This is a genomic window from Pseudoalteromonas ruthenica, assembly GCF_008808095.1.
Lineage (GTDB): Bacteria > Pseudomonadota > Gammaproteobacteria > Enterobacterales > Alteromonadaceae > Pseudoalteromonas > Pseudoalteromonas ruthenica.
This window is the reverse complement of the sequence record NZ_CP023396.1, coordinates 2,346,909-2,365,052: the sequence shown is the minus strand read 5'-3', so window position 1 is coordinate 2,365,052 and position 18,144 is coordinate 2,346,909. Positions and strand designations below refer to the sequence as shown.

Here is an 18,144-nt window from a genome sequence, read left to right as displayed (position 1 = left end):
AAGGCCCAGCAATTGCTGGGCTTTTTTATGTTGGCGACCGCAAAGACATTGCTTCACTGTCGATTTATCACTAAGTTAATTAGGCGACTAAAAAAACAACAGAGTAGAGTATGAAGCGAATAACATTAGGACTATGCGCAGCAGGGATTTCGCTCAGTGTATTATCTGGGGTGGCCCAGGCTTATGATCGTATTACCGGCCATAGCTTTGCCAGCCGTTCGGAAGTGATTGCAACGCAAGGAATGGCAGCAACTTCCCAACCGCTGGCCACACAGGTGGCCTTAGATATTCTCAAACAAGGCGGTAATGCCATTGATGCTGCGATTGCTGCCAATGCCACGCTTGGCCTGGTCGAGCCCACAGGGTGCGGAGTCGGCGGCGACTTATTTGCCATTGTGTACTCAGCTGAGGATGACAAACTTTATGGTTTGAATGCCTCAGGGCGATCGCCCCAAGGCTTGAGTTTCGATGAACTGAAGAAACTCACCGCTGAGGAAGGTAAAATCCCCAGCTATGGGCCTTTACCGGTTTCTGTGCCCGGTGCTGTCGATGGCTGGTTTGAGCTGCATAAAAAGTTTGGCTCGTTGAGCATGGCAAAAATTCTAAAGCCGAGCATTGAGTATGCAGAAAACGGCTTTCCGGTCAGTGAATTGATTGCCTATTACATGCAGCGCAGTGTGTCAGCGCGGGCTCAATATCCGGGTTTCCAAGAAGTCTTTATGGCTGATGGTGAAATGCCAAAAAAAGGCGAGATATTTAAAAACCCAGCATTGGCTAATACCTATAAACAGCTAGCCATGGGCGGGCGTGATGCGTTTTATAAGGGCAAAATCGCCAAAGAAATAGACCGTTATATGCAAGCCCACGATGGCTATCTGCGCTATGAAGATTTAGCGAACCATACTAGCGAATGGGTCGAGCCGGTGGCCAGCACCTATCGTGGTCATACGTTGTGGGAATTGCCGCCGAATGGTCAGGGGATCGCGGCACAGCAAATCCTTAATATTCTTGAAGACTATGATATTTCCGCCATGGGCTTTGATAGTGCGCAGTATATTCATACTTTTGTTGAGGCGAAGAAGTTAGCCTTTGCCGATCGCGCTAAATATTATGCCGACCCTGCGTTTAATGACATTCCTGTGCAACGGCTGATCTCTAAAGACTATGCCGACGAGCGACGCAAGTTGATTGACCCCAATAAAGCGGCGAAGCGTGATCAAGCCGGACCGGTAGAAGGGGATACCATTTACCTCACGACCGCAGACAAAGACGGTAACATGGTGTCGCTTATTCAAAGTAATTATCGCGGTATGGGCTCAGGCATGACTCCCGAAAAGCTGGGCTTTGTACTGCAAAACCGAGGAGAGTTATTCTCGTTGCAGCCCGGGCATTTTAATCAGTACCAACCCGGCAAGCGTCCGTTCCATACCATTATTCCCGCCTTTGTGACCAAAGATGGCGAACCGTACATGAGTTATGGGGTGATGGGAGGGGCAACACAGCCACAAATGCACGCGCAAATCCTCATCAATATGATTGATTTTGGTATGAACTTGCAAGAAGCGGGCGATGCGCCTCGGATCTTACATACGGGCTCCAGCCAGCCTACTGATGAAGTGATGACCGACGGCGGCTATGTATCACTCGAAACTGGCTTTAGTATGGAAACGCAGCGTCAGCTAATGAAAAAAGGTCATACCCTGCAAGGCGCAGTGGGGCCATTCGGAGGGTATCAAGCGATTATGCGTGACCCGGAAAACGGAGTTTATTACGGCGCCTCTGAAACCAGAAAAGACGGTCATGCGGCGGGATATTGATACCCTAGCAGGCAGATTGTATTAATTGATAAAGGCGGCTTCGGCCGCCTTTGTGTTTTATCAGCGGATGTAAATAGTCGATAAATGATAGCGCTGTCATTGTGAATTTTATATGATGGTCGATAATCAGCCAAAAAAACAATAACACCAACAAGGGAAGGAATGAGTCACCATGTTTAGAAAACGCCTTATCGCCGCCTTAATGCTCCCCATTGCGGCTCAGGCTCAGCTGAGCCAAGAGCAAGTTAACCAGTTTGCTGCGAATACCGAGTTTATGTTCGCGGTAGAAGACAACTTCCACAACAAAGACAGCAGCTTTCTTGGCAGCATTACCCTGACTAACCGCTCCGATGTGGCGCTGCCGGCAGGCCAGGGAGATTGGCAAATCTACTTGCATAACGTGCGCAAAATGGAGGAGCAAAGCGTTAAAGGGCTGCGTATTGAGCATGTTAATGGCGACTTACATCGATTAATCCCCACCAGTGACTTTGCCGGTTTAGCCAGTGGTGAAACCCTAGTGATCCCATTTGAAGCCAGTGTATGGATAGTCGCTTACAGTGACTTTATGCCTCGTGCCTTTGTTGTTGCTAAGGATACTAAGCCTGCCATTTTTGCTAATACCGACAGCGAGGACTTTAGTGACTTCGTTACCCCTTTTAGTGAGCCCAAGCAGCTCCGCCGTTACAACAACCCCGAAGATAAAACCATCTTGGTTGATGCAAAGGTGCGTTTTGAGCGTAACCAAGGTTTAACCAAGGTCGATGCCGAACAAGCAGTTAAACGGATTATTCCTAGGCCACAAGAGGTGGATTACCATCGTGGCAGTGCGGTGTTAGACGAGAGCTGGAGTATCAGCTTTGCCGGGCAGTTAAGCTCAGAAGTTGCGCTCTTCACTGCGGATCTTAAAGCCAAATATGGCTTGAACCTCAGCGCTCAGGCCGACCACCTCAATACTGGCGAAGATAAAGTTATTAAGCTCAGCGTGGATGCTCAAGTAGGTGAGCCCGAAGGGTATTACTTGGAAATTGATGACGACATTATCCGCATCGTGGGCCACGATAATGCCGGTGCTTTTTATGGCATGCAGAGTTTGTTGGCACTGTTACCAGCGACTGGTGCGGCAACACTACCTAACCTTGAGGTGCGCGATAACCCCCGTTATGGCTGGCGTGGCATGCACTACGACAATGGCCGTAATTATCATGGTAAGGCAGCGATGTTCAAGCTCGTAGAGCAAATGGCGCGCTATAAAATGAACCGCTTACACTGGCACTTTTCCGAAGATGAGGGATGGCGCTTAGAAATTCCTGGTTTACCCGAGCTTACCGAAATTGGCGCGTATCGTTGTTTTGACCTACAAGAAAATCGCTGTTTGCTTACGCAGTTGGGCACGGGGCCATTTAAGTCAGGCTCTGGCAATGGCTACTTAAGTCGCGCCGACTTTATCGAGCTATTGCAGTTTGCCAAAGCCCGCCATATTGAGATCATCCCAGAAATTGAGGGGCCCGGCCATGCTCGTGCCTCTATTAAAGCGATGGAAGCGCGTTATCGTCGTCTTAAGCAGCAGGCTGAGCAATATGCTCAAGGCTCTTTAACTAACCCACAACCCGATACTCAAGAATTTAGTCAGGTTGATTTAAGTGCCGCCACTCGCTATCTGCTCAGTGACCCAAAAGACACGTCCAGCTATATCACGGTGCAAAATTACACCGATAACTCAATGAATGTGTGCTTGGACTCAACCTATGCATTTATGGATAAGGTCACTTATGAATTACAGCAAATGTACCGTGAAGCGGGGACTAAACTTCGCTACTTGCACATCGGCGGTGATGAAGTTGGAGCTGGCTCTTGGATTGGCTCTCCCGCATGCCAAGCGCTATTTGCCGAAGCCAACAATGGGGTGGCCGGAGTGGCCGATTTAAAACCCTACTTTACTCAGCGGGTGGCGCAGCTGCTGCACAAGCGCGGCATTGCCCCTGGGGTGTGGGAAGACGGCATTATGTACGACAAGGTCAACCCGTTTAACCGCGATGAATACCCCAACGAGGTGTTCTTTACCAACGCCTGGGACAATATTTGGGAATGGGGCGTCGCCGATCGCGCCTATCGCTTAGCTAACGCCGGTTATCAAGTGATCCTCTCCCATGGCACACACTTATATTTTGATCACCCTTATGAAGCGCACCCACAAGAGCGCGGATATTACTGGGCAACGCGCTACACTGATACCGAGAAAGTGTTTGGTTATATGCCTGACGACCTTTATGCCAATGCTGATTATACCCGCGCCCGCGATAAAATAGATAACCTTGAAGCCTTGGTGGGGCGACCAATGCCAGCCTTGGAAAAGCCAGAAAATGTGTTGGGAATGCAAGGGCAGGTATGGTCTGAAACGATCCGTACCGAAGAACAAGTCTTAGCCATGGTTTTCCCCCGTATGCTTGCGGTCGCTGAGCGTGCATGGCACAAAGCGAAGTGGGAAGGAGAGCAGCCCGATTCTCGCGCACGCCAGCAGGATTGGCAGCGCTTTGCCAGTGCCTTGGCAATAAAGGAGCTGTACAAGCTCGATCGTGATGGCATTAGCTTGCATTTACCGGTGCCTGGCGGTGTGATAGAGCAGGGTAAGTTGGTGGCTAATAGCGCCTACCCTGGGCTAAGCATCGAATACAGCCTAGATAACGGCAGCACTTGGCAGCCTTATAAGCAGTCGGTCACTGTCAATGCGAACGCTGAGGTGTTACTGCGCTCACGGGTGAATAATCAAATCAGTCGCACCACTAGCGTGCGTTAATCACCGCATACATAAAAAGGCATGGCTATGAGGCGATGCCTTTTTTGTATCCCTCCACTCATTGCATATAGACAGCGCAAAGCGCCGGTTAATAACCTTTGTAACCCGGCATAATTAAGCCAACTCTTTGTTATATGGCCCTTTATCAGGCTGATAAAATTCTTGCTGGTAAAATAAACGCTTTTGACGTACAGTTTATGGCAGCGCTGTCATTTTTGTGAACTAGGCGTTAGTTTTATCCTAACGTGCTGTGAAAAAAGCGCGGCTATAACAATAATATTTATATTCGGTGAGCTTGTGCGCTTACTTATATGCTGGCTTTGAAGTCAGCTTCCATCGAAACGGTAGAGATAACTATATGATCTGCTTAGTTTTGATGTTATCTATATCGACAACGAGAAGAGTTTATGGAAGCAACAGTGTCAACAACTAAAAAGCAAAGCAACTTTGTGCCTATGGCCATTGTCGCGACCCTGTTTTTTATTCTAGGGTTCGCAACATGGCTCAATGGCTCATTGATGCCTTACCTCCAACAAATTTTGAAGCTGACGCCGTTTCAGGCCTCGCTTATTCTATTTTCTTTCTATATTGCGGTTACTTTTACGGCTGTGCCCTCAGCACTAGTGATTAAGAAAATCGGCTATAAAAATGGCATGGCACTGGGTATGGCAACTATGATGGTCGCGGGGTTCTTATACATTCCGGCCGCCAAAACCCAAGTGTTTGCATTGTTCTTATTTGCCCAATTGGTGATGGGGATAGGGCAAACCTTGCTGCAAACAGCCGTTAACCCTTATGTCGTGCGCATTGGCCCTGAAGAGTCAGCGGCAGCACGTGTAAGTATTATGGGCATTTTAAATAAAGGTGCAGGGGTGTTTGCGCCTATGGTGTTTACCGCACTGATTATTAGCAACTTTACCGGTTTAGTGGGCAAAGAGCTCAGCCAAGATGATATTGATGCCATGGCTAACAGCTTAGTATGGCCTTACGTTGGCATGGCACTGTTTATCGGTGCGTTGGCGTTAGCTGTTAAATATTCTCCGCTGCCTGAGTTGGTCGATGATGAAGAGCAAGCAGGTGGTAAAGGTCAGGTTAAAGCCGCATTAGCGCACCCGAACTTGGCTCTGGGCGTGATGGCCCTGTTCTTGTACGTCGCAGTTGAGGTGATCGCCGGTGATACTATTGGCTCTTATGCACTCGCTCTCGGCGTGGAAAACTACGGGGTGATGACCTCTTACACTATGGTGTGCATGGTGGCGGGTTATATTCTCGGGATTATTCTTATTCCGCGCGTTATTTCCCAGCAAGCCGCACTCAGTGGCTCAGCAATTCTCGGCTTTGCCTTGGTGATTGGTATTACCACAGTGAGTCGCGACTCTACAGTGTTAGCGCAAGCATTGTTAGTGCCTTTTGGTGGGCCTGCACTACCAGACACGGTACTGATGCTCGCTTTGTGTGGTCTAGCTAACGCTGTGGTATGGCCAGCAATTTGGCCACTGGCATTATCGGGCTTAGGCAAACTGACTAGCGTCGGCTCAGGCCTATTAGTGATGGGTATTGCTGGTGGGGCGTTCGGCCCAGTCTTTTTGAGTTTAGCGACCGGTTCAACGATTTCCGCAGAAGGACAGCAAAATGCGTATTGGGTGATGTTACCTAGCTATGTATTTTTCCTATTCTATGCCCTCAAAGGTCACAAGATGACCTCTTGGAAGTAACTAATTTCTATTCCATTAGAAATATTCCCGTGTGTGAATGCCAGCCATGTGCTGGCATTTTTTATATTGGTAGGCTCGGCGTTACAGTAGCAACGTTCTTAGCTGGCACAGCGACTTTACTTCATAGGTTGGGGTCATATGCTCAGGGGCCTGTTTCTCATGGCGATTTAGCCAGCAAGTATCAATGCCCGCATTGATGCCGCCAACAATGTCCGATTCCAGTGTATCGCCAACCATCAGTATCTGCTCTTTTGGTGGGTGACCCATTAGCGCGAAGGCATGGTCAAATACCGCCATATGAGGTTTGGCATAGCCGACTTGCTCAGAAATAACCAACCACTCAAAAGCGCCTTTTAAGCCGGTTTTTTCTAATCGTGCGCTTTGTAGTTCAGTAAAACCGTTGGTGATAATGCCCAGCTTCGCTTTACCTTGTAGCGCGTTAAGCAGCTCGATTGCACCGGGCAGGGGTTGGCAAATTTCTGCCATCGCTTCCATAAAGCGTAAGTTTAGCTCTCGAGCACTCACGCCCAGGCGCTCGGACCATTGCTCGAAACGGCGTTCCTGTAACTGCTGCGCAGTGATGGTGTTGTCCTGATATGCCACCCATAATGGCCGATTTACGGCTTCGAAGGTGTGGTAATCAGCATCGGCAAAGTCCACTTCATAGCGGGCAAACATGTGTGTTAAGCCCGCTTTAGCATCAAAGTGGAACAGGGTTTCATCGGCATCAAAAAGAATCCAAGGGTAGCGCATAATTAACGTGTACTCGCAAATAACTCACTGTGATTAAAAGGCGCCATTGCCAGTAACAAGGCCTGTTGATAACTGCTTTGACGGGTGGCGTGGCCTTGCGTTAACAAGCCAATAGCACCGCCTTGCTGTTTAATATTCTTGGTTGCAAAAGCCTCATCCATCACATTGCCAAGCTCTTGGCCTTGCTCTAGTTTTTGGTATAAGTGCTTTGGCAGCGGCAAATTGCAGCTACGTCCGACACTGTGCTCGTCGCCATGAGCGATAACCACAAAGGCAAAAGTGGCCGCCCCATAGTCGAACTGCGCGGCGCCGCCTTCCATAGCCATGTAATAATCACCTTGATAATGCGCTTGGCAATAACGAATGCGGTTGTGCGCACCAAGCAGGGTTTGCGCCTCACCCAAAGGTTGATCGGCAACTCCTGAGGGAGCGTCCACACCTTGGCAAATAATGTCTCTATCCGGGAAGTATGTGGCAAGGGCGGCTTTGGCGGCATTGATCTTTACTGGGTTTTTAGAGCCCACAATCAGCGTAATGGGTTTGTCGCTGTGGCATTCAAGCATGTGTCGTCCTTATTGTGCTGTTTGCCCAAAGTGTAGCATGCTCAATTGGCATTAAATATCAGTAGTGACTCTCCAGCTTCCAAGCGGGCTTGATATTCATTTTGTTGCCACCCCAGAGTGGCTAATACTTGGCTTTCAATACTGGACCAATTATTAATGCTACGAAAGCGTTTGTGGGTATGAGCAATATTTTCTGCCACCTTTAAAATCGCGTAGTACAAGCGCTCTTCTTCACTGCTTTGGTGTTCATCTAAAAAGTCTAAATCATGATGGCGAAGCACGGTATTGCACAGCACTTTCGGTAAATGCCAAGAATGGGCCATGTAAAAACCAAGGATGGCGTGATTACAGGGATAGCGTTTATCTTCAAGCTGAGTCAACGATGCATGGACGTTGTCGTTGGCTTCGTTTAGTACGTTCACGTAATCAGGATAATTCATCGCCATCACGGGAATGCCGATATCATGAAATAACCCCAATGTTTGTAAATTATCAGCAGGCAAGCTTCGCGTTAAGCTTTGGCCGATGTAAACGCATAAGCGTGAGATCTCGGTTGAGGTATCCCAGAACCGCGCTAGGGAAATGCAGCACCCTTGTTGCCGAAATACTTGTTTGAGCAAATAGCGGGAGACAATATGGCTAATAGTATTGAGGCCTAAGAGAATCACCGCGTAGTTAATATCGGTGATTTCCTTTTCTTTACCAAAATTGGGTGAATTTACCACGCGAAGCACGGTAGCTGACATCGCCACGTCGGTGGCAATAAGTTCACTAACAACATCAATACTGGGATCGTTGCGGTTTAACTCCGCTTGCAGCTGCTCTAATGCGGCGGGCTTAACAGGCAGCTTAAATCCAGCTTCTAGCTGTGACAGTAATGTTTCGTCAATACCTTGCATTGCCTCTCCCAAAGTTAGTTGGCGCGCATCAAAAAAAGGATGCACCCGTGCTGAGCCTCTAGGGTTTAGTTGTTATACACCAAGTACAGTCACTATCACGCCTAAGTTTAGCGTAAATTCACGGTCGTGACCCGAAAAGTCGTGCACTTGCAACGTGTTATCACCACAGTGGTGTAGGGAGTAGGGCAGTGAGCAAAGGAAGAGGTGCACTGCAGGGCAGCGCACCAAGAACATTCGATAAGGGTTTAGAACTGATAGCGCACTGAGGCTTTAAAGTTGCGTGGCGCGCCGTAGCGGTATTGATCGTAGAAACCTATTTGATTGTAGTAGCGTTTATCAAAGAGATTATCGAGGTTAATGCTGAGCGTAAGTTGCTCAGAAACAGCATAACGAGCCATGATATTGGCGATACCGTAGCCACCTTGACCTACTTCTACTGGGCCGGTCACTGGGTTGGAAACTTCATCAAAGGTTTCGCTTTGCCAGTTAATGCCACCACCGAGGGTTAAGCCAGCTAGGGCGCCAGAAAAATCATAGGTAGAAAAGACTTTAATCTGATCTTCTGGGTTGGTTGAGTTTAATATCTCGCCTTCTGGTGTTTCGCCCTCGGCATGAGTATACCCCAGATACACTTGCCAATTTTCGGTGATAGCACCGTTAAGTTCGAGCTCTACGCCTTTAGTGCGGGTGCCGTCAATGCCTTTATAAATACGCTGCGTGGTGCCTGGAATGGTCTCGCCAGTGTATTCACCAACATTATCTTGGTCGATTTGAAAGGCTGAAAAAGCAACATCGAGCTTGTCGTTAAACAAGGTGGCTTTAATACCCAACTCGAGGTTTTCTCCTTGCACCGGGTCGAGATATTGGCCTTGCTCGCCAATTAAGCTTTGTGGTGAGAAAATATCAGCGCTGTTGGCATAAACAACCCAGTTATCGGTGAGCGCGTAAGACAGCCCTAAATAGTAAGTGAGTTCGTCGTTTAGTGAGTAATCATGCGTCCGGCCGAAATTATCGGTATCGGTTTGCCATTGGTTTAAGCGCACACCGCTAATTACCGACAATGATGCCGTTGGTTTCAACTGTGCAGCCACATAGGCTGACTGTTGCTCGGTCTCACCATACGAGCCGTAAGCGGCGGTGTCAGCCCACTGCGGCGCAGGGAATGCATAATCATCTTGGCGAAAATCACCGACCTGGGTTGGGGCGTTGATTGCTGGGTAGTAAGGCGTGGCAAATTCTTGCTTCTGCTGATTCCAACCCACAAGCAGCTGATGCGATTGGCCTAGCCAGTCAAACTGACCCAGTAGCTCGATGTCGCCCGTGTGCTGCGTTCGTTCGGCGTCAATAAAGTTGACTGAGCCGGGGACCATGCCCTCATTGCTTTCCCGGTCGGGGTTTCCGCGTACCCACCAGACATCGTACTCTAAGTCGTTATCGCCATATATATAGCTGGCTGAGAGTTGCCAATGTGAATTGAAGTGATGCTCAAACGTCACCACCGAATTAAGCGCTTGGGTTTTTGATGATGACCAAGGTTGTGCCGTTGAGGTGCCACGATCGTATTGCGTGCGACTGCCATCGCTATAAAATATCGGCATCCCTCCAGACATGGTTCCTTCTGGGTTGGTATATTGATAGTCAGCACTCACTCGTAATAAGCTAGCGCGACCAATATCGGTTTCAACTGTGCCGTATAAAGTGGTTTGGCTTTGTGCAAAGCGCGATTGGAAAGATTCACGGTCGCTGTAGGCAGCAACAACTCGACCACGAACTTCCCCTTGTTGGTTCAGTGCCCCAGAGGCATCAAGGGTTGCTCGTTGATAGTCCCATGAGCCCAGTGAAGCAGAGACATTAACCTGAGCGACCTCGGTTGGGCGTTTGCGGATAAGGTTGATAGCCGCAGAAGGGTTACCGGCTCCTAACATTAATCCAGTGGCACCGCGTACCACGTCAACGCGTTCGTAAATTGCTGTATCGGTTAAGTTATCTCCGTAGTTGAAACGGGTGTCGTAGGTGGTTGCAATACCATCGTATAAAATACTGTTGACGCCAATACCGCGCGCTCGAATGGAAAACTTGCCATTATCCGCCTCGCGAATACTGATCCCGGTGACAGCACCAATCGCCTCAACTGGACTGGTTAACTGTTGGTCTTGCATACGCTGCTGGTTAATAGCAATGGCAGATTGTGGGGTATCAAGGTGGTTCAAATCCAGCCCGGTGGCGGAATTTAAAGACTCAACGCGATAGTCTCTGTTATTGAGTTTTTGTCCGGTTACCGTGAGGACCTCGATATGACGGGTATCGTCTTTAGCGCTGGCTAAGGCGCAATTGATGGAGCTGAACGAAAGTAAAAGACTTAAAAAAGGTAGGGAAAATCTAAAAGAGCACATAAAATAAATCCGTTATTTTGATGAATAAAGAAGCGCTTACAGGATTGTGAAACTGCTAGACGCTTTGGAACTGAATTAGATACGCGAGCCATTATAAAGAAAGGTAAATAAATGTAAATCATTATCATTTAATGTTTTGCTATGACGCCGGAGGATAAATGAAAGTATTTCTAAGTGTTAGTTGCGCCCTGCTGTGTGCTTTGTTGATGGTAACGCCCCTGCAAGCCCAGCAAATACAGCAAGGGGCGATGAGTGGCGAGCAGTTGCTAAGTGACTATCCCGCTTTTCAACAGCATTACCAAGACTACCAACCCACAGAGCAAGACTTGCAAGCAATGGCTAAGTTAGCTGGTAAGGAGTTAGTGGTGTTACTAGGCACCTGGTGTCACGACAGTGAGCGGGAAGTCCCTAAACTGCTTAAATTGCTAAAGCACAGCGAAGTTGAGCTCGCCCAGGTGTCGTTCGTTGCCGTGGACTACCAAAAGCAGGATAAGGCGGGTGTGGCTCAACGTTTTAATCTTAAGTACACACCCACGTTTATTGTTCTAGATGAGGGGCAAGAAATTCACCGTGTGGTTGAAAAGCCCAAAAAATCGCTAGCAGCCGACCTTACGCGTTTTTAAGTCATTGCGCAGTGAGCACAAGCCAATATAGGTAAGTTTTAAAGCTATTTGGCTAGTACGTAACTAGGCAGGTTGTCATAAGACACATGGGCTACGTGATCTAGAGCAAACAAGCAAAGCGGCGCTGAGTCTGTTGGTTCAAGGCGCAGACTATAGTGGTTTTGATAATTATTAATCTGGCTCTGTTGAGCCTGACAGCTACGGATGTAGCTCCTCTTGACGTGTCGAGGGCAGTTGGGAGACGCCCGTTTTCCTATTTGCTCGTTGCGAGCAGTTTCATATTTAAAAAAACACATCGATCGGTGAATGTAAGTGGCTAATTTACCTTGTGTATGCCTTTCCCTCTTCTGGCCTTTTGGTTTCTCGATGGGATGATGAGCTCAAGACATCATGAGCAGTAGCCTTGAGCTGGGCGACTCTGCGAGTCGTCCCTACCTCTTCGAGTAGGTACGACTTGCTCATAAGTGAACTGGAAATTGCTGTTTAAAGCGTTGCAGTGCAGAATATGGAAGAATTTAACAAGGAGGTTTTATGTCAGAAAAAGATAGTCGCCATTTTTTTAACCTAACAAATATCGCGGCGGTAGTTTCTCTATCAGTGCCGCTTCTATACATAATCGGTCACTTGTATTTCCAAGGGTACTTAAGTGTGTACAACCAATCAGTTGATTCGTTGTCCTTACCATTTGAGTCAATTTTGATGAAATCGTTTTATGTTTTATCAGGCTCGTTGTTTCATTTGGTGAGTTTGATAATCGGCAACATTCTATATGTTTTACTTTGTGCTGGTGCAATGTTTTTATATGTGCTGGTGATTGTATTTCTGTCTAACCGATATGAAAAAATCGAAATTGAAGTGCAGAAGAGAAAGGTGGGCTTAAAGGAAAGTAAGATTTTCAATTATGGCTTTATTCCTACCGCAGTGGCCATTTTTTCCGTAGGAGCCCCAGTCTTCTTGTTAGTACTCATCGCCTCAATCTTCATGCTGATTTGGAGCAGTTACTCCTATGGTTCAAAGCTTGCAAAAGAGGAAATAGCAGATTTCGCGTATTGTAAGAAAGTACAAAAGGCGGTTTGCACCACGGTTGTTGAATCAACAGGCAATAGCACAACAGGTGTTCTTATAGCGTCCACCGATAAGTTCGTTGCATTGTACACAGGTCAAAAGGTGGTTCTAATAAGTAATCAGAATTTGAAAATTGAAACCCAACCTAAAAAATAACTATACAGCAACGTAGCACAGAGGTAGAACCTAAGGGATTCGGTTAGTCGTTAATAACATGGAAGAGTAGAAAAATGGTGGCCCCACCTGGACTCGAACCAGGGACCTAACGATTATGAGTCGTGCGCTCTAACCAACTGAGCTATAGGGCCATTTTCGTATTGTAAGTGCTCATTAAATTCATCCATGAAGCGGTATCCTGTCGGCTTCCTGCCTCCACCTCATCAAACTACGAAGCGATGCTTCGGTCTTGATTCGCCCAACAGAGCTATAGGGCCATTTGCGTGCCACTGATAAAGGTATTAGTATCCTGACAAGCGCCGAGCAGTATAAAAACTTTTGTGGGCCTTGTCACTAGCTGTGGGGTGATTATTTTGCCGCTCGAAATCAATCGCTTACTAATTAACCTAAGGGCGTAGCTTGAGCTGTAACCTCGTAAACGACTCGCTCTGAACTTTTAAGACGGTGGGTGAGTGCGCGCTATTTACAAAAAGTAGATTTAGGGTTTGTAGGCACAAAAAAAGCCGACGTAGGTCGGCTTTGGCTTTGCTTAACATTTAGCTCTATAGGCCAAGTTTCTTCTCTAAATAGTGGATATTAGTGCCACCATTTTTGAAGTTCTCGTCCGATAAAATCAGTTTATGAAGCTCGGTATTGGTTTTAATGCCGTCGATAACCAACTCGTTGAGCGCGTTGCGCGAGCGAGCAATGGCAACGTCACGGTTTTCACCGTAACAAATAAGCTTACCAATCATTGAGTCATAATGTGGCGGCACAGTGTAGTCCGCATAAATGTGGCTATCCCAGCGAATTCCCAAACCACCGGCTGGGTGGAAGCGGGTGATCTTACCTGGTGATGGGATAAAGGTTTTTGGGTCTTCCGCATTAATACGGCACTCAATAGCGTGACCACGGATTTGCACATCTTCCTGAGTGATTGATAATGGCTGACCAGCAGCAATTTTTAACTGCTCTTTGATTAGGTCAATGCCTGTTACCATTTCTGTTACAGGGTGCTCTACCTGAATACGGGTATTCATCTCGATAAAGTAGAACTCACCGTTTTCATAAAGGAATTCGAAGGTGCCCGCGCCGCGATAACCAATTTCGATACACGCGCGAGTACAGCGATCACCAATGTACTTACGCATTTCTGCGGTGATACCCGGTGCAGGTGCTTCTTCAACTACTTTTTGGTGGCGGCGTTGCATTGAGCAATCACGCTCACCTAGGTGAATTGCGTTGCCTTGGCCGTCTGCCAATACTTGCACTTCGATATGGCGTGGGTTTTCTAGGAATTTCTCCATATAAACCATGCCGTTACCAAAGAACTGCTTGGCTTCTTGCTGAGTAAGGGCGATGGAGTCGACCAGCTCTTTCTCGCTGCGGACTACGCGCATACCACGGCCACCACCGCCGCCAGCGGCTTTGATGATCACTGGGTAACCGATGCGCTTAGCAATTTGCATATTACGTTCGGTGTCGTTAGTGAGCGGACCATCAGAACCGGGTACACAAGGAACGCCGGCTTTACGCATCGCTTCAATGGCCGACACTTTGTCACCCATAAGACGAATGGTGTCGCCTTTAGGACCAATAAATACGAAGCCACTTTGCTCAACTTGGTCGGCAAAATCAGCGTTTTCCGATAGGAAACCATAACCTGGGTGAATAGCGACTGCATCGGTGACTTCCGCCGCAGCAATAATGCGGGGGATATCTAAGTAGCTTTCGGTAGCAGGTGGCTTACCAATACAAATAGTTTCATCTGCAAGGAGCACGTGTTTCAGGTCACGGTCGGCGGTAGAATGCACGGCAACCGTTTTTATACCTAGCTCTTTACAGGCGCGCAGAACACGAAGTGCAATTTCACCTCGGTTTGCGATAACAACTTTATCTAACATAGTTAGTGCCTTGTTTGAGTTGCGCGATTATTCGATGATGAAAAGAGGTTGGTCGAACTCAACGGGCTCGCCATTCTCAACCAAGATAGCTTTAACCGTACCGGCTTTGTCAGCTTCAATCTGGTTCATCATCTTCATCGCTTCAACGATGCACAAAGTGTCGCCTACGTTAACTTTACTACCTACTTCAACATAAGCAGCGGCTTCTGGTGAAGAGGCCGCGTAGAATGTACCAACCATAGGTGAGGTTACTTCATGGCCGCTAGGGCGAGCAGGTGCATCGCTCGCTGCTGGTGCATCACTTGCTGGAGCAGCCGCCGGGGCTGCAGGAGCAGGAGCCGCTTGTGGCGCCAAGGCGTAATGCTGTGGCATCGCAGGAGCTTGGCTATGACGGTTAATACGTACCGACTCTTCACCTTCGGTGATCTCAAGCTCAGCAATGCCAGACTCTTCAACTAGTTCAATTAATTTCTTTATTTTGCGAATGTCCATGAAAAACCCGCCTGTTAGTTAGTTTTTAATTCGAATTCTGCAACCGGTTGACCGCTGCTTGAAGCGCGAAGTGGTAACCCATTGCACCAAAACCGCAGATAACCCCTTGTGCCACGTCAGAAAAGTAAGAGTGGTGACGGAAGGGTTCGCGTTGATGAATGTTGCTGAGGTGAACTTCAAAGAAAGGAATATCAACACTGAGTAGAGCATCACGCAGGGCCACACTGGTGTGGGTGAATGCGGCAGGGTTTATAATAATGCTATCAAATTGCTGCCACGCGTCGTGAATGTGCTCTATTAATGCTGCTTCGCTGTTACTTTGAAAGTGCGCCAGCTCAACATTTAAGGCCGCTGCTGCATCATTTAGTTCACTGGTGATCTGCGCCAGTGTTTTTACGCCATATTTATCCGGCTCACGCTTACCTAACATGTTTAGGTTAGGACCGTTAATAACTAAAATCTTAAACTTTGCAGTCATAATGCGACTAAAATCCTTTATCGTGTGAGTTTTAAGTGATTGTACAAATAATAGTATTTAACTTAAGGGCAAAAGTAGCAAATAGCAAACTTTTCTCACGTTTGCCGACTATTATAGAGAGTTCGACGTAAATAGCAGCAAAATACTGGTCTAATGACCTTGTTAACCAGGTCTGGCTAGGTGGGGTTTACTAGTGCGGGGAAAGTGAGCAGGGTGATGAGGCTCACCCTGCATTAATCAGTAAAAAGGATTACTGTGCTGCGTCACGTACTGCTTGTAGGTGGGAAGCAAATTCATCTGCCCCCATAAAACCGGTGACTCTCAGCTCAGGTAATTCTTCGTTGCTGTTATCGAAAAACAAAATACTTGGTAGACCAAAAACGGTGTAGTGCTCCATTAATTCAATGGTGGTGTCATTACTTTCGGTGAGGTCGACCTGTACCAAAGTGAAATGCTCAAACTGCTGTTGCACGTTGTCTTTCGGGAATGTGTACTTCTCAAACTCTTTACATGCCACACACCACTCGGCATAGAGATCAACCATCACCAAGCCATCGGTTTGAGCAATCAAGGTTTCCAGCTCTGCTAAATTAGCTACATGTACAAATTCACCATGCTTTTCGTTAGAGGAAACTGTCGCAGCCGTGCTGTTACTCTGTGGCTTAGGCCAAATGTAGTTTTGTACCAGCATTAAGCCACCAACAAACAGCAGCATGGCAAAACTCCATAGAGTCGTTTTTCCTTTCCCTTGGTTTTGACCGCTTTGCCAATAATGTAAGTATATAGCGGTAGCAATTGCCAACAAGCCGGCCATTAGCAAGATCACCTCGAAAGGTAAAATACGCTCTAACAAGATAAGTGGCACAAACAACATTAAAAAGCCAAACAAGGTTTTTACTTGCTCCATCCAGCCACCGGCCTTGGGGAGTAATTTCCCGCCCGAGGTGCCTAATAGCAGCAGTGGTAGGCCCATACCTAGGCTTAAGGCATATAAGGTCAAGCCACCAACCACAAAATCGCCGCTTTGAGCCACATAAAGTAGCGCTGCAGAAAGTGGTGCAGTGGTGCACGGCGAGGCAATCAGGCCGCTGAGTACGCCCATCAAGAATACGCCGGTGTAGTTTCCGCCTTTTTGCTTATTACTGACTTCTGTTAGGCGGCTCATCAAACTTTGGGGTAAACGAATTTCGTAAAGCCCAAACATCGATAGCGCCAGCAATACAAACAGCAAACTAAAGCTGATTAATACATAGGGGTGCTGTAAATAGCCTTGAATATGCCCGCCGAAATAGGCAACCACTAAACCTAGTAGCGCGTAGGTAACGGCCATGCCCTGTACATAAACAAACGACAGGCTAAAGGCTTTTTTCGTAGAGAGGTTTTTCTGCCCAGCGATTAAGCTAGAAAGAATCGGGAACATGGGGAACACACAAGGTGTAAACGCCAGGCCGATACCGACAACAAAAAAGAATACTAAATTCGTGACCAAGCTTTGGCTGGCTAAACGCTCAGTGAGTGATTGTTCACCCTCATCACTGGTGGCTTTGTTAACCGGGACCTCGCTGGTTGGCGCAGCGGTAGTCGCCGTGCTGGTAGCAAGGGCCGTAAGCGGAATTTCCACCACTTCAGGGGGGTAGCAAAGGCCTGCTTCGGCGCAGCCCTGATAGCGTACTTTGACACTGGCATTATCACCCACATCACTGAGTTTGGAAATAATACTCACACTATCAAAATAGACCTCAGTGCGACCGAAAAACTCGTCTTCAATCATGTCCCCTTGGGGAAGGTCACTGGGTGGAGTGATGGTGGCGCCCTTACCGACAAACTCTAACTTGTGTTTGTAGAGGTAATAACCTGGCTCAATATCCCACCCTACAAATAAGGTGTCGCCTTGTTGGTCAAAGTCGAGCTTAAATGCCTGCTCAACGGGGAGAAAAGTGCTTTTAGAGGGCTCTAATAAGCTATTTAAAACGGAGTTGTTCGCCCAACTTAGCGAGCTAAACGCTAAGGTGAGCAAAAACAGCACATAACGCATTAATTTAATACCTCATCCATCCAATTAAAATACGCCAGGTTTCCGGTGGCCACATCAACAACCTGGATTTCAGGCACTTCATAACTATGTAGCTGTTTAATGGTTTGGATCACCTGGTTCATTTTCTCAGACTTGGTTTTAATTAGCAGTTTGGTCTCGTTTTCGCTGGCCACTTCTCCTTGCCACATGTAGATTGACTCTACTTCGGGAAGAATGTTGACACAGGCGGCGAGTTTTAACTGCACCAATTGTTCTGCCATCGCGCGTGCTTCTTGTTTATTTGCACAAGTTGTAAAGATAAGCCGGTAGTGAGTAGTCATACTGAACCTTTTTGTGAGTCCCGTTTCTAACCCCCATACTAGCTGATAGCAAGGGCAAAGCCCATAGAGCGACAACAGATGACTTGAAATCTGACCTTATCAACCTCAATTCTATTTCATCGACTTTTATGAGAGCC

At 47.5% G+C, this 18,144-nt stretch carries 14 protein-coding genes and 1 tRNA gene; 5 read left to right on the top strand and 10 right to left on the bottom strand.

Going from position 1 to position 18,144, the window contains the following annotated elements; all coding sequences use genetic code 11:
- Positions 1-110 precede the first annotated feature (110 nt).
- The 3 genes from ggt (at position 111) to nagP (ending at position 6,326) form a co-directional block, all read left to right on the top strand.
- Positions 111-1,817 carry a gamma-glutamyltransferase gene (gene ggt, locus PRUTH_RS11025; protein WP_151173275.1) on the top strand — a complete coding sequence of 569 codons (1,707 nt, stop codon included), beginning with the start codon at positions 111-113 and terminating at the stop codon, positions 1,815-1,817.
- A gap of 172 nt (positions 1,818-1,989) precedes the next feature.
- Entirely contained in the window at positions 1,990-4,611 is a 2,622-nt protein-coding gene (locus PRUTH_RS11020) for a beta-N-acetylhexosaminidase (RefSeq protein WP_151173274.1), read from the top strand.
- A 407-nt stretch (positions 4,612-5,018) separates the two neighbouring features.
- Positions 5,019-6,326, top strand: coding sequence for an N-acetylglucosamine MFS transporter NagP (gene nagP / locus PRUTH_RS11015; RefSeq protein WP_022946057.1), 1,308 nt, complete (start codon positions 5,019-5,021; stop codon positions 6,324-6,326).
- A gap of 81 nt (positions 6,327-6,407) precedes the next feature.
- Here the strand turns inward: nagP and yjjG are convergent, their stop codons facing one another.
- The 4 genes from yjjG to PRUTH_RS10995 all read right to left on the bottom strand — a co-directional run bounded on the left by yjjG (position 6,408) and on the right by PRUTH_RS10995 (position 10,934).
- On the bottom strand, positions 6,408-7,079 hold the full coding sequence (gene yjjG, locus PRUTH_RS11010) for a pyrimidine 5'-nucleotidase (RefSeq protein ID WP_151173273.1): 672 nt from the start codon (positions 7,077-7,079) through the stop codon (positions 6,408-6,410).
- Positions 7,080-7,081: 2 nt separating this feature from the next.
- Positions 7,082-7,642 carry an inosine/xanthosine triphosphatase gene (gene yjjX, locus PRUTH_RS11005; RefSeq protein WP_138508601.1) on the bottom strand — a complete coding sequence of 187 codons (561 nt, stop codon included), beginning with the start codon at positions 7,640-7,642 and terminating at the stop codon, positions 7,082-7,084.
- A 41-nt stretch (positions 7,643-7,683) separates the two neighbouring features.
- Entirely contained in the window at positions 7,684-8,541 is an 858-nt protein-coding gene (locus PRUTH_RS11000; protein ID WP_022946054.1) for an HDOD domain-containing protein, read from the bottom strand.
- A 245-nt stretch (positions 8,542-8,786) separates the two neighbouring features.
- On the bottom strand, positions 8,787-10,934 hold the full coding sequence (locus PRUTH_RS10995) for a TonB-dependent siderophore receptor (protein ID WP_151173272.1): 2,148 nt from the start codon (positions 10,932-10,934) through the stop codon (positions 8,787-8,789).
- 158 nt (positions 10,935-11,092) lie between these two features.
- On the opposite strand from PRUTH_RS10995, the gene PRUTH_RS10990 reads away from it, so the two are divergent.
- Together PRUTH_RS10990 and PRUTH_RS10985 are read left to right on the top strand one after the other, a co-directional pair.
- On the top strand, positions 11,093-11,557 hold the full coding sequence (locus PRUTH_RS10990; protein ID WP_257220923.1) for a thioredoxin domain-containing protein: 465 nt from the start codon (positions 11,093-11,095) through the stop codon (positions 11,555-11,557).
- Between the two features lie 531 nt (positions 11,558-12,088).
- Entirely contained in the window at positions 12,089-12,778 is a 690-nt protein-coding gene (locus tag PRUTH_RS10985; RefSeq protein WP_151173271.1) for a hypothetical protein, read from the top strand.
- Between the two features lie 75 nt (positions 12,779-12,853).
- Here the strand turns inward: PRUTH_RS10985 and PRUTH_RS10980 are convergent.
- From PRUTH_RS10980 to cutA, 6 genes are all read right to left on the bottom strand, one after another.
- Positions 12,854-12,930, bottom strand: a tRNA-Ile gene (locus tag PRUTH_RS10980).
- Between the two features lie 411 nt (positions 12,931-13,341).
- Complete coding sequence (gene accC / locus PRUTH_RS10975) at positions 13,342-14,682, bottom strand: acetyl-CoA carboxylase biotin carboxylase subunit (RefSeq protein ID WP_022946050.1); 1,341 nt, start codon at positions 14,680-14,682, stop codon at positions 13,342-13,344.
- A 27-nt stretch (positions 14,683-14,709) separates the two neighbouring features.
- On the bottom strand, positions 14,710-15,174 hold the full coding sequence (gene accB / locus PRUTH_RS10970; RefSeq protein WP_045980407.1) for an acetyl-CoA carboxylase biotin carboxyl carrier protein: 465 nt from the start codon (positions 15,172-15,174) through the stop codon (positions 14,710-14,712).
- A 25-nt stretch (positions 15,175-15,199) separates the two neighbouring features.
- Positions 15,200-15,652, bottom strand: a complete 453-nt coding sequence (aroQ, locus tag PRUTH_RS10965; protein ID WP_151173270.1) for a type II 3-dehydroquinate dehydratase — start codon at positions 15,650-15,652, stop codon at positions 15,200-15,202.
- 250 nt (positions 15,653-15,902) lie between these two features.
- Positions 15,903-17,687 (bottom strand): protein-disulfide reductase DsbD, encoded by a 1,785-nt coding sequence (locus PRUTH_RS10960; protein ID WP_151173269.1) that lies wholly within the window; start codon positions 17,685-17,687, stop codon positions 15,903-15,905.
- Entirely contained in the window at positions 17,687-18,007 is a 321-nt protein-coding gene (gene cutA, locus PRUTH_RS10955; RefSeq protein ID WP_022945974.1) for a divalent-cation tolerance protein CutA, read from the bottom strand. Before cutA ends, PRUTH_RS10960 begins: the two co-directional genes overlap by 1 nt.
- Positions 18,008-18,144 lie beyond the last annotated feature (137 nt).

Bases quoted from the DNA above. Each gene is read 5' to 3' on its own strand.
- ggt (WP_151173275.1), top strand. From the start codon at position 111: ATGAAGCGAATAACATTAGGACTATGCGCAGCAGGGATTTCGCTCAGT.
- PRUTH_RS11020 (WP_151173274.1), top strand. From the start codon at position 1,990: ATGTTTAGAAAACGCCTTATCGCCGCCTTAATGCTCCCCATTGCGGCT.
- PRUTH_RS10985 (WP_151173271.1), top strand. From the start codon at position 12,089: ATGTCAGAAAAAGATAGTCGCCATTTTTTTAACCTAACAAATATCGCG.
- cutA (WP_022945974.1), bottom strand. From the start codon at position 18,007: ATGACTACTCACTACCGGCTTATCTTTACAACTTGTGCAAATAAACAA.
- PRUTH_RS10990 (WP_257220923.1), top strand. From the start codon at position 11,093: ATGAAAGTATTTCTAAGTGTTAGTTGCGCCCTGCTGTGTGCTTTGTTG.
- aroQ (WP_151173270.1), bottom strand. From the start codon at position 15,652: ATGACTGCAAAGTTTAAGATTTTAGTTATTAACGGTCCTAACCTAAAC.
- accB (WP_045980407.1), bottom strand. From the start codon at position 15,174: ATGGACATTCGCAAAATAAAGAAATTAATTGAACTAGTTGAAGAGTCT.
- PRUTH_RS10995 (WP_151173272.1), bottom strand. From the start codon at position 10,934: ATGTGCTCTTTTAGATTTTCCCTACCTTTTTTAAGTCTTTTACTTTCG.
- PRUTH_RS11000 (WP_022946054.1), bottom strand. From the start codon at position 8,541: ATGCAAGGTATTGACGAAACATTACTGTCACAGCTAGAAGCTGGATTT.
- yjjG (WP_151173273.1), bottom strand. From the start codon at position 7,079: ATGCGCTACCCTTGGATTCTTTTTGATGCCGATGAAACCCTGTTCCAC.
- yjjX (WP_138508601.1), bottom strand. From the start codon at position 7,642: ATGCTTGAATGCCACAGCGACAAACCCATTACGCTGATTGTGGGCTCT.
- PRUTH_RS10960 (WP_151173269.1), bottom strand. From the start codon at position 17,687: ATGCGTTATGTGCTGTTTTTGCTCACCTTAGCGTTTAGCTCGCTAAGT.
- accC (WP_022946050.1), bottom strand. From the start codon at position 14,682: ATGTTAGATAAAGTTGTTATCGCAAACCGAGGTGAAATTGCACTTCGT.
- nagP (WP_022946057.1), top strand. From the start codon at position 5,019: ATGGAAGCAACAGTGTCAACAACTAAAAAGCAAAGCAACTTTGTGCCT.